This is a genomic window from Devosia sp. (assembly GCF_034675085.1).
GTDB lineage: Bacteria > Pseudomonadota > Alphaproteobacteria > Rhizobiales > Devosiaceae > Devosia.
Genome location: NZ_JAUCDN010000096.1, coordinates 1 through 10,892 on the forward strand (window position 1 = coordinate 1; position 10,892 = coordinate 10,892).

13 protein-coding genes are annotated in these 10,892 nt (G+C 64.1%); 7 read left to right on the plus strand and 6 right to left on the minus strand.

Annotated elements, in window-relative coordinates; translation table 11 throughout:
• Window positions 1-119: 119 nt before the first annotated feature.
• The 3 genes from VDP82_RS08030 to VDP82_RS08040 form a co-directional block, all read right to left on the minus strand.
• Window positions 120-665 (minus strand): response regulator, encoded by a 546-nt coding sequence (locus VDP82_RS08030; RefSeq protein ID WP_323014329.1) that lies wholly within the window; start codon window positions 663-665, stop codon window positions 120-122.
• A 151-nt stretch (window positions 666-816) separates the two neighbouring features.
• The gene (locus VDP82_RS08035) at window positions 817-1,422 is read right to left on the minus strand and encodes a superoxide dismutase (RefSeq protein ID WP_323014330.1); all 606 of its coding nucleotides are present in this window, start codon (window positions 1,420-1,422) and stop codon (window positions 817-819) included.
• 55 nt (window positions 1,423-1,477) lie between these two features.
• Complete coding sequence (locus tag VDP82_RS08040) at window positions 1,478-3,574, minus strand: S9 family peptidase (RefSeq protein WP_323014331.1); 2,097 nt, start codon at window positions 3,572-3,574, stop codon at window positions 1,478-1,480.
• Window positions 3,575-3,729: 155 nt separating this feature from the next.
• Between VDP82_RS08040 and VDP82_RS08045 the strand changes: the two genes are divergently transcribed.
• From VDP82_RS08045 to VDP82_RS08060, 4 genes are all read left to right on the plus strand, one after another.
• Window positions 3,730-3,891: a hypothetical protein gene (locus tag VDP82_RS08045; RefSeq protein ID WP_323014332.1), complete on the plus strand. Its 162-nt coding sequence runs from the start codon at window positions 3,730-3,732 to the stop codon at window positions 3,889-3,891.
• A 157-nt stretch (window positions 3,892-4,048) separates the two neighbouring features.
• Window positions 4,049-4,471, plus strand: coding sequence for a MucR family transcriptional regulator (locus VDP82_RS08050; protein ID WP_323014333.1), 423 nt, complete (start codon window positions 4,049-4,051; stop codon window positions 4,469-4,471).
• Window positions 4,472-4,647: 176 nt separating this feature from the next.
• The gene (locus VDP82_RS08055; protein WP_323014334.1) at window positions 4,648-5,022 is read left to right on the plus strand and encodes a helix-turn-helix domain-containing protein; all 375 of its coding nucleotides are present in this window, start codon (window positions 4,648-4,650) and stop codon (window positions 5,020-5,022) included.
• Window positions 5,012-5,503: a DUF6456 domain-containing protein gene (locus tag VDP82_RS08060; protein ID WP_323014335.1), complete on the plus strand. Its 492-nt coding sequence runs from the start codon at window positions 5,012-5,014 to the stop codon at window positions 5,501-5,503. Before VDP82_RS08055 ends, VDP82_RS08060 begins: the two co-directional genes overlap by 11 nt.
• Window positions 5,504-5,521: 18 nt before the next feature.
• Here VDP82_RS08060 and VDP82_RS08065 read toward each other — a convergent pair whose 3' ends face one another.
• Together VDP82_RS08065 and VDP82_RS08070 are read right to left on the minus strand one after the other, a co-directional pair.
• Window positions 5,522-5,947, minus strand: coding sequence for a SufE family protein (locus VDP82_RS08065; RefSeq protein WP_323014336.1), 426 nt, complete (start codon window positions 5,945-5,947; stop codon window positions 5,522-5,524).
• A gap of 167 nt (window positions 5,948-6,114) precedes the next feature.
• Window positions 6,115-6,408, minus strand: coding sequence for a hypothetical protein (locus tag VDP82_RS08070; protein WP_323014337.1), 294 nt, complete (start codon window positions 6,406-6,408; stop codon window positions 6,115-6,117).
• 351 nt (window positions 6,409-6,759) lie between these two features.
• Here VDP82_RS08070 and VDP82_RS08075 point away from each other — a divergent pair, with 351 nt between their 5' ends.
• From VDP82_RS08075 to VDP82_RS08085, 3 genes are read left to right on the plus strand one after another with little or no spacing between them, the layout of a single operon-like run.
• Complete coding sequence (locus tag VDP82_RS08075) at window positions 6,760-8,526, plus strand: PAS domain-containing sensor histidine kinase (RefSeq protein ID WP_323014338.1); 1,767 nt, start codon at window positions 6,760-6,762, stop codon at window positions 8,524-8,526.
• The gene (locus tag VDP82_RS08080; RefSeq protein WP_323014339.1) at window positions 8,523-9,599 is read left to right on the plus strand and encodes a peptidoglycan-binding domain-containing protein; all 1,077 of its coding nucleotides are present in this window, start codon (window positions 8,523-8,525) and stop codon (window positions 9,597-9,599) included. The genes VDP82_RS08075 and VDP82_RS08080 overlap by 4 nt, the downstream gene beginning before the upstream one ends.
• Window positions 9,599-9,934 (plus strand): DUF1491 family protein, encoded by a 336-nt coding sequence (locus tag VDP82_RS08085; protein WP_323014340.1) that lies wholly within the window; start codon window positions 9,599-9,601, stop codon window positions 9,932-9,934. The genes VDP82_RS08080 and VDP82_RS08085 overlap by 1 nt, the downstream gene beginning before the upstream one ends.
• Here VDP82_RS08085 and VDP82_RS08090 read toward each other — a convergent pair.
• Window positions 9,931-10,892: DUF2336 domain-containing protein (locus VDP82_RS08090; RefSeq protein WP_323014341.1), on the minus strand; the 962-nt coding region annotated here is incomplete at its 5' end. The genes VDP82_RS08085 and VDP82_RS08090 overlap by 4 nt on opposite strands.

Here is a 10,892-nt window from a genome sequence, read left to right on the forward strand (position 1 = left end):
TGCCGCCGACGTGCTGGCGCCGGGCCTCGCCGGCTATGAGCGCGCCGTGCAGTTTGCCGACACCATCGAGGATCTGTGGGCGCGGCTGATGCGGCTGGTGGTCGAGGCGCGGTAGGGGCTCAGCCGTCCAGCCCCGGATGGCGCGGCTTGCGCCTGTCGGGGAAGAGCTGCACCACATTGTCGCTGAGCCGGCGCGCCGGCACCGGATGCGGCCTGGGCATGGGCGCGCGGTTGCGCCGCTCCGGGCCGCGATAGCCCCCCAGGACACCCACGACGCTGCGATTGCGCAGGCGCGCCTGAATGCGTTGCAGCAGGTGGCGCGGTGACATGGGCTTGATGATCATTTCATCGATTCCCGCGCTGATGGCCTGATGGCGCATGGGCGGGGTGATGGTGCGGGTGAGGGCGATGACCGGCACGTCCTGGCTGACCAGCTCGTTATTCAGCCGGATCGATTCGACCATCTCGTAGGCAGGCCGATCCTGCCGGTCGAAATCGCATACCAGCAGGTCGATTGCCGCGATGCGCATATAGGCGATGAGCTCGATCTCGCTTTCGAATTGGCGCACCTTGAGATGCGAGTCGCCGGCGACCACCCTCGCGAGAAGCGAGGAAAGCGCCGGATTTGCAGCGATGATGGCGACGACTTTTGCCGGTTGAGACACGGAAATTCCTCAATGGTAAACGAAGCGTTACCACGAGGCCGGAAAGGTTTGAAGCGCGCCTTGAACGAAATGGCTAATGGCCGGGGAAAACCGCCCACCCATAAGAAAAGAGCCCGCCGAATGGCGGGCTCTGAATCGGGGAAGCGGGCGCTTAAAGCGCTTCTTCGAACATCAGCTCGACATGCTCCCAGTTCACCAGATTGTCGAACCAGGCTTCGAGGTATTTCGGACGGGCATTGCGGTAGTCGATGTAATAGGAGTGCTCCCACACATCCACGCCCAGCAGCGGCTTGCCGCCATGAACGAGCGGGGATTCGCCGTTCGGGGTCTTGGTGACTTCAAGCTTGCCGTTCTTGAGCGACAGCCAGGCCCAGCCCGAACCGAATTGGGTGGTGCCGGCATTGATGAAATCGGCGCGGAACTTGTCGAAACCACCCAGATCGGAATCGATCTTGGCCGCCAGCTTGCCCGGCAGCTTGGTGCCGCCGCCATTGGGCTTCATCCAGTTCCAGAAATGCACGTGGTTGTAGTGCTGGCCGGCATTGTTGAACAGGCCCTGGTTCTTGCCGTAGCTCTCCTTGACGATGTCCTCCAGCGCCAGGATTTCCAGCCCCGAGCCTTCCAGCAGCTTTTCGCCATTGGTCACATAGGCCTGGTGGTGCTTGTCGTGGTGATATTCGAGCGTTTCGGCCGACATGTAGGGGCCAAGCGCATCATAGGCGTAGGGCAGGGGCGGCAAGGTGAATTTGGTCGTCATAAGAGCCTCCTAGTGGATAGACGCTGAGGTTGATGAAACTGGTATAGGGCAACCGTCAGCCCTTGGGAAATTCCCCTTCCAGCCCCACGGCATAAAGGGCGAAGGCGTAGCACATGGCGGTTTCCTTGAGCCGGTCGAACCGGCCCGAGGCTCCGCCATGCCCGGCGCCCATATTGGTCCTGAGATATAATGGCGCATCGCCGGTCTTGGTTGCGCGCAATTTCGCGACCCATTTGGCCGGCTCCCAATAGGTGACGCGCGGGTCGGTGAGCCCGGCCAGCGCGAAGATGGGCGGATAATCCTGCGCCACCACCTGCTCATAGGGGGCATAGGCGGCGATGCGCTCATAGTCCGCTGCCGATGCAATGGGATTGCCCCATTCGGGCCATTCAGGCGGGGTGAGCGGCAGGGTATCGTCCAGCATGGTGTTGAGCACGTCGACGAACGGCACCTGGGCGAGAACGCCGCCCCACAGGTCGGGCCGCATATTGGCGATGGCGCCCATCAGCATGCCACCGGCGGAGCCGCCCTGCGCCACGATGCGGCCCTTGGACGTATAGCCCTTCTCGACCAGCATTTCGGCGGCGGCAATGAAATCGGTGAAGGTGTTGGTCTTGTGCTCGCGCCGGCCCTGTCGATACCAGCGATAGCCCTTTTCCATGCCGCCGCGAATATGGGCGATGGCGTAGACGAAGCCGCGATCGACCAGCGACAACGCCGAAATCGAGAACGAGGCCGGCATCGACATGCCATAGGCGCCATAGCCGTAAAGCAGGGCAGGGGCGGCGCCGTCCAGGGCCAGCCCCTTGCGGTAGAGCAGGGTCACCGGCACCTGCTCGCCATCGCTGGCAGTGGCGAAGAGCCGGCGCGTCTCGTAATCGTCGGGATTGTGGCCGGAGGGCACTTCCTGCTCCTTGAGCAGGGTGCGCAGGCCGGTCTCCAGATCCAGGTCATAAGTGCGCGAAGGCGTGGTAGGCGAGGAATAGGTGAGACGGAACACCGAGGTGTCGAACTCATAGCCCACCGACATGCCCAGCGCGTAGGCTTCTTCCTCGAAGCCCACCGTCTGCTCATCGCCGGTGCGCAGGTCACGCGCCACAATGCGCGGCAGGCCCTCATGGCGCTCAAGGCGCAACAGATGGTTGCGGATGACGATGGTGTCGAGGATCAGCACGCCCTGGCGATGGGGCACCAGATCGGTCCAGTTCTCGGGGCGCGGATCGTCGGCAGGGGCGGTCACCACCTTGAAGTCTTCGGCGCCGTCGGCATTGGTGAGGATGTAGAGCAGCCCGTCGCGCTCCTCGACGTCATATTCCCGATCGGTGAGGCGCGGGGCGACCAGGCGCGGCGCGCCGCCGGTCTCGGCGTCGATCAGCCAGCATTCGCTGGTCTGGTGGTCATGGGCATCGATGACGATATAGCGGTCGCTGAGCGTACGGCCGACCCCGACGAAGAAGCCGGGATCGCTTTCCTCGAAAATGATGCTGTCGTCGGCCTGGTCGGTGCCGATGACATGCAGGCGCACCCGATAGGGGCGATGGTTGTCGTCATATTCGGTATAATAGATGGCGCGGCTGTCATTGCTCCACACATAGGAACCGGCCGTTTCGCGAATGATTTCGGCGGTGTCCTGCCCGGTTTCGAGGTCGCGGATGACGATGTCGTAATATTCCGAGCCGGCCCGGTCGGCCGCCCAGGCGAGGTAGCGGTGCGAGCGGTCATGCTCGACGCCGGCAAAGCCGAAATAGGCCTCGCCCGCTTCCATATTGCAGTCGAGCAGCACGGTTTCTTCTCCGCCATCACGGGCCGTACGGACGATCAGCGGATACTGCTTACCCTCAAGCATGCGCGAGTTGTAGGCATAGGGGCCATCGGGAGATGCCACACCGCTGTCGTCTTCTTTGATGCGGCCGCGGATCTCCTTGTAGATGGTTTCCTGCAGCGCGTCGGTGGGCTTGCCGAACTCCGCCTCGAAATAGCTGTTCTCCGCATCGAGATAGGCGCGAATGTCTGTGTCCAGCGTCTCGGGCTTTTGCATCACCTCCTGCCAGTTGGCGGCGCGCAGCCAATGGTAGGGGTCGTCGCGGCGCTGATGGTGGAACGTGGAGGCATGCGGTTTGCGGGCGGCGACGGGCGGGATGGGCTTGGTCATGAAACGGGTCCGTGGGTGGGCCCCCTCACATAGGCCCCGACGGCCGGCAAGAAAAGGGCTTGCCGTACTTCTGGATAAAGCGGCTTTTCGACGGCTTTGGGCTTGCCTGCGCTCGCGGCGGCTTTAAATCTTACCTTCGGGATCGGAAGAATCATATGGGCGACGATTTCGGCCTGCCGCAGCTGTCCATTTTACTTCAGGCAATTGTGGTCTGTGCTTTTCTGCTGCCAATGCTGCACGCAGCACGCATCTTTTCTATCCGCCAAGTCATCGCGTCCCTGAATTACGGCAGCAAAATATGGCGATCGACCAAATGAAGTCTAAAAGATGACAATTTTCGGCGTCAAGTAAGCCAAATCTACGATGTGTTGGGTAGATCGCTTGGGTTGCGGAGCCTGGTAAACAGTCATACAAGCGTCTTATGACCGCGACTGCCCCGTTGCGTTCAATTAAAAAATAATGAAAGGTTGAATTATGAGTGACACCGCTGGTGTTGAGGCCGGTTACGAGCCCAATCTTATCGAGCTCAGCAGCGATATCGTCTCAGCCTATGTAAGCCATAACGCCGTCAGCCCCGTCGACCTGCCCAAGCTGATCGGCGACGTCCATCGCGCCTTGCAGGCCTTGCAGGCCAATGAAGCGCCGGCGCCGGTCGAAGAGCTCAAGCCTGCCGTGCCGGTGCGCAAGTCGGTTTCGCCCGACTATATCATCTGCCTTGAAGACGGAAAGAAGTTCAAGTCGCTCAAGCGCCATCTGCGCACCCACTACAACCTCTCGCCGGAAGAATACCGCGAGAAGTGGGGCCTGCCTGCCGACTACCCCATGGTCGCACCCAGCTATTCGGCCACCCGTTCGCGTCTCGCCAAGGATAATGGCCTGGGCCGCAAGGTCGCCTGATCCGGCATAGCCGCCCCTTTCCGCTTCAGAGGAAGCATCCATCCGGCAGTTCCCCCGAGCTGCAAGCGGCCGCCCCAAAAGCGGCCGTTTTTCTTTTCATCACCCACTTATCCCCGCCCCGCTTGCGCCATCGCAGTATATAGGAATAAATTCCTTATACGTGATGAGGCGTGGATATGTATGACGGTGTTCTGCTTGAAAATGGCCAGCCCCGCTCGCCCTGGAGGCCTGCGCCCCTGCGAGCCTGTGACGAGGTGATCGCCCTTGTCGCACGCCAAAGGAATGTACCTATTCGCCTGCTTATGCACAAGAGCCGCAGCCGTCTGGCCACGGCCCGCGCTCGCCAGCTCGCCATGTATCTGGCCCATGTGGTGTTCGGGCGCAGCCTTACCGAGATCGGGGAAGCCTTCGGGCGCGATAGGACAACAGTCTCATATGCCTGCGCCCTGATCGAGGACATGCGGGACGATCCGCGTTTCGATGCCGAGGTCTGTGCGCTCGAGCGCGCGCTGGAGGCGCGGCTGGCGGGGGATGACGATCATGCGGCCTGAGCAGCCGGCGGGCCCGGCCGCCAGTCGCATCGCGGGGCGGGGACAGGAGGCGTTCCTCGCGTCCCATCATCTCGCCGCCGCCACGCGCTTCGAAGCCCTGGTGCGGCGGGCGCAACTGCCGCCGCGCCTGACCATGAGCTATGATCCGGCCCATGTCGGCGGCCGCCAGCGCGGGGCGGGCGATACCGCTCACATGGGCGACGGCGCCGCCGAGGCGCGCCTTGCTCTCAGCCGCATCGCCAGCAAGCTGCCCGCCGAGTGCTGGGGGGTGCTGTTCGATGTCTGCGGCTTGGGCAAGGGCCTGCAACAGGTGGAAACCGAGCGCCGCTGGCCCCGGCGCAGCGCCAAGCTGGTGCTGCGCATCAGCCTCGAGCAGCTGGCGGCGCAATTCGGCCTGCGGGAGGAAGCAGCGGGGAAAAACAGCGCGCCGGTGCAGGGCTGGCGGGAGCGGCGCCTGCCGCTCATCGCCGAAAAGCCGTAAAGGGGTGGCGGCCAGCGCTCAGGCTGCCGCCTGGCCCTCGGCGCGGATGCGGTTGACCATGGCCACCAGCCCATTGGAGCGCTGCGTGGTCAGATGCTCGCGCAGCCCCAAGGCATCGAAGATGGCGATGGCGTCGGTTTCGGCGATGGCGGCTGCGGGCCGGTCCGAGTAGAGCGCCAGCAGCACCGCCACCAGCCCCTGCACGATCATGGCGTCGCTTTCCCCGCGATAGGAGAGGATGGTCTCGCCCTTCTCCTCGCGCCGGTCGGCCACCAGCCAGACCTGGGAGATGCAGCCGTGAACCTTGTTGCGGTCCGATTTCTCGGTTTCCGCAAGTCGGGGCAGGGCCTGCCCCAGTTCGATGAGATAGCGGTAGCGATCTTCCCAGTCATCGAGAAAGGAAAGGTTGTCGGCGATGTCCTGAAAGGCCTGGGGCGGGTTCATGAGCCCTATCTAGTCAATCGAGGGCGGCTTGACCAGTGCGGGAGCACGCAAAGAAAAAGCCGCAAGCACGGGGCAGCGTGCTTGCGGCAGGGCCAGGGTCGTTGGAGTGCATCACCTGGGGAAGTGAAGCGACCGCTGGATTTGACCTGGGCGTCCGAAGGCGCCCTTTATCCCGCCCGGTCCGGCCGGGGCCTGGGGAAGGGGACCGGAGTGCTTGCCGGCATCTCATGCATGGGCGTGCCGGCGGACGGGGAAGAAGAAAATGCAGCGGCGGCCAGCGTCCTGGCGCCGAGGCATTCGAAACTGGTGCATTCGATGGCCTGGATCTGGCTGGCAACGAACCGGCTGCCCGCCGCCATCGCCTCGGCCTGCGCCGCCTGCGGATCGGGCAGCTCGACGCCGGGTCGGATGACCACATAGGCCAGCGTCAGCCAGAAAATGGAACGAGCAATTGCAAACATCGGCCAATCCAGAAGTCGGCGGGCTCTTGCCTGCCTCGATGCAACCCTAGGCGCGGCCTCTTAAGCGCCGCTGCGCGCTTTCGATAAAATTTTACGAAAATGCCGCTCTCCTTCGGCAACGGGTTGTTTACGCTAAGCCTAGAAACCCGCCCGGATGAGCCGGCAAGGCGCGCGCAGGGCAGGGGGATTTAAGCTCGCCTTAGCTCTTGGCCGGCAGGGTGGCCCCAACAAGACCTGACCGCGTTCAGGCCCCACTTCTGGTGTCCTGGGCACCCGATACCGCTGGCGCCGCGATAGTGAGTAATGTGTATGCGTAGCCTTTTCTCTTTCCGCGAAAGCAAAGAGATAGCCATGGCCGCCGGCAGCGGAAACCGCCCGGAAATCCTGCGGCGCAGAACGCTGGCCAATAATTCGCGTCTGCTGGTCCTGTTCGGCCTGCTCGGCCTGCCCTTTTCCATGCACTGGCTGCTTGCCGGAGCCCCGCTGCCTTTCGCGCTCGGCCTTATGGGCCTCGCCGCCGGTATGGTGACGCTGAGCCTGCATCAGCGCGGCCGCTTCGAGGAAGCGGCGGCCGGCCAGGTCTATGCGCTTCTGGCGCTGGGTTGTATCCTGACCCTGGCCGATGGCCGGCTGGGTGACGCGGGCCTCGCCATTGCCGTCATGGCGCCCATTCTGGCCGCGCTGCAAGGCAATCGGACGCTGCGCCGCCAGAGCTGGGTCATGCTGGCCGGCGTGTTCGCCCTGGCCTTTGTCAGCGCCACCTTCGCGGCCCCGGCAATTCCCCTCGATCCGGCGCTACTGACCGTTAGTTCGGCGGCCATGTTCATCGCCAGTGTCGTGCTGGTGCTCCATACGGCCAACCGCATTAACATGGCCTACGAGGTCTATGACAAGGCGCAGGTGACGGCCTATCGCCATTTGATCGAGCATGTCCGTGATGGCGTGATCCGCTTTTCCAGCGATGGCGAAGTGCTGCTCGCATCGCGCTCCTCCGAGCAATTGTTCGGCTGCCAGCGCTATGAACTCTCCGCCGGCAATCTGGGCGAGCGGGTGCATGTGCTCGACCGGCCGGCCTATCTGTCGGCCTTTGCCGATGCCAGCCAGGGCGGGCGCACACGTACCATCGAGGTGCGGATGCGTCAGGACGATCCGCGCGCCAGCGGCGGCGTTCCCCGTTTCGTCTGGACCGAGGTCAGCTTCTCGCCGGTCATCGACGCCGATCATCCGGGCGAGCGCCACGAGGTGGTGGCCCTGTTCCGCGACATTACCGGCCGCAAGGACGATGAAATGGCCATGGCCGAGGCCCGGCGCAGCGCCGAGGAAGCCTCGGAGGCCAAGTCGCGGTTCCTCGCCACCATCGGCCATGAGCTGCGCACCCCGCTCAATGCCGTTGTCGGCTTTTCGGAGATGATGACCAGCGGCATCGGCGGGGAATTGTCGGGCACGCACCGGGAATATGCCAATCTCATCCACCAGAGCGGCAAGCATCTGCTCGAAGTGGTGCGCATGCTGCTCGATATGTCCAAGATCGAGGCCGGCCGGTTCGAATTGCAGACCGAACCCTTTGCCGCCGAAACCATGGTGGAGCCCTGCTTCAGCATGGTCGAGGCGATGGCCCGGCGCCAGCAGGTGACGCTGGTCGCCGATATTGCCACCGCCCTGCCCATGCTGGTGGCCGACGAACGCGCCTGCCGCCAGATCCTGCTCAACCTGCTGTCCAACGCCATCAAGTTCAGCCATGCCGGCGGGCAGGTGACGGTGAGCCTCAAGCGGCAGGGGCAATCTCTCAACCTCTCGGTCAGCGACCGGGGAATCGGCATGGCTCCCGAATCGCTCGAGCGCCTGGGCGAGCCGTTTTTCCAGGTTCAGGGCGGGCTGGAGCGCCGCTACGAGGGAACGGGGCTGGGCCTTTCCATCGTCAAGGGCCTCGTGGAACTGCATGACGGCACCTTGCGGGCGATGTCCGAGATCGGATCGGGGACAACCGTCACCGTTTTGCTGCCCATAAACGGTCCGGCAATAAAGAGCGGCGAGACTGCCACCGTCACTCCTCTGCATCGCGAGCCTGCTGCCGCTCCTGTACACCTATGGCAAGACGAAAAAAGAAAAGCGCAATGACAGCCACCACTCTCTCGCGCCTGCCCCTTCTGGCGGGCGGCGCCGTCGCCGCGTCGCTGGGCCGGGCCGGCCAATGGACATTGGCGCAATATATGCGTGCGCCCCTGGCCTCCACCGGCCTGCTCGCCCTGGTCACGCTCACCGCCATGGCGGCGAGCAATGCGCTTTACATGCAATCGGAACGCCATCCCGCGCCCTTCTTCGCCCCGGTGGCGCCCATGGCTGAAACGATGGCCGAAATCGCCGTTGCCCCCGAGCCGCTTCCGGCGCTGGCGCGTCCCGCCGTTCCGGCACTGGTGGAAACAACCGGCAGCGTAGCGGCGCCCGTCGGTGCCGCTGTTGTTCCCGACGCGCCGGTCGGCAATCGCGACGCCTTTGCCGTGCAGAAAAAACTCAGCGAATTGGGGATTTTCAACGGCAAGGTCGATGGCTTTTACGGGCCGATGACCGCCAACGCCATCCGCACTTTCGAGACCCGCAACGGCATGCCCTCCACCGGCGCGCTGACGCCCGGCGTGATCGACGCCATCCTGCGCGCCGATGCAACGGGCGCCGCGCCCCAGGCCGCCGCCGCGCCGGTGGCCCAACCCGTGCCGGTAACTGCTCCGGCTCCGGTCGTCGCCCAGCCGGTGGTGCAGCAGGTTCCGGCCCAGCAGGCTGATCGCGTGGTGGCTCGCCTGCCCAATCTGTCACCCGTCGACCAAGCGGTGGACACCATCGGCAATGCCGCCGCCAACACCATCGATTCCATCGTCGCCGCCGTCGACGGCGCGCGCGGCACTGCTTCGGCTCCGGCGCAGACCATGCCGGTGCCCACCCAGGTCGTTTCCACCCCGGCGCCGGCCCCCGTGGCGACCGCCTCCGTGGCTCCGGCCAATAATGTGCAACTGGTCAGCACCATCCAGCGCGGGTTGGCCAGCCTCGGTTTTTATCGCGGTTCCATCGATGGCCATCCCGGCGACGCCACCGCCCGGGCCATTCGGGAATTCGAGAATTTCCACAGCTACCGGGTGACGGGACAGATCAAGCCCGATCTGGTCGGCCTGTTGCGCCAGGCGGGCGCCGACATCTAGTGGGCGCGTTCCGCAGTGATCTGTGGTGTTCCGCTTTCATCAGGCGGCACAATGATTTGGGCCATATCTGCGTGGTCGCCCGCAAGGGCGATCCCATTGCCGGCCAGATCTTTATCGAGATCGATCATCTCGACGGCACGCGCTCGCTTTTCACCCCGGCGCCGCTGGTCAGCCGGCGCGACGATGCCGGGCTGGTGTTCCAGAAGCGCTTTGCACGGGTCGAGCCGGAAAAGGTCGTCGAGCGCATCGCCCAGGAAGCGCGATTCGATCCCGATCTATGGGTGCTGAGCCTCGATCTCCGGGGCGACGATCCCGGAATCGATATCGTCTCCTAGCTGGCGCGGCGGGCGCCGATGCGGGCCAGTGCCTCGATGGCCTGATCGACCACCGGATTGTGCGCCGGCGAGAGTACATTGGCCGGCGAGCGGCGCGGGGCGTCGGCGATGAACGGCTTGTATTCGGGCTTGTTGAGCTCGAGCAGATTGACCTCGCCACGCCAGGCGCTGACGAGATAAGCCATTGATTCCGGCGAGACATTTCCAAAAAGCGTAGCGAAATCCGCCAGCGCCCGCGAGCGTTCGCCATCATGGCTGGTGGCATGGATGAGCACCTTGAGCCCATCATAGGCGGTGCAGCCGAAGGCACGCAGGATGACGAAGAGCGAGGCGCCGGTGACGTCATGGGCGATCTGGCCACACCGCACCTCGTCGAGCCCGGTGATCTGGGCGAGCAGGCGCGTGACCTCGGGGCGGCGATTTTCGGAAAACAGCTTCATCAGCGCCCGGGTAAGGTCCTGGTTGGCAACGGTAAGCTGTTCAATTGTCTTGCTGATTGGCGCCGCCGGCGTCTCCCGGTGGGCAAAGGCATGGATGACCTTGACCCGGTCCGTATCGGAAAGATCGAAGAAGGCGGGGGCCAGAAGGGCGGTGTCGAAATCGCTGCGGGCGGCCAGCGCCTCGGCGACCATGTGGTCCATCTGGGCCGAGCGGGCCAGGGCGCTGAGATAGGCGCCGCGCGCCACGATGGCGGTATTGGCGGCCAGCGCGCGATAGACCTTGCGCGAATTCATCTGGAAGAGCTTGGCCAGCACGACATTGGAGAGATCGGCACGCCCGGCGATGACGGCGGCGGCGGGAATATCGTAGCGGGCGATGATCTCGAGCATGGTGGCGTCGGACAGCGTCGCCGCCTCGGCGAGGAAGGTGTTGAGGTCTTCCCCGATATGGGTGACGACCAGTTCCTCAAGCGCGGGAGACAGCATTTCCGCGCGTCCCAGGATGGCGGCGCCCTTGG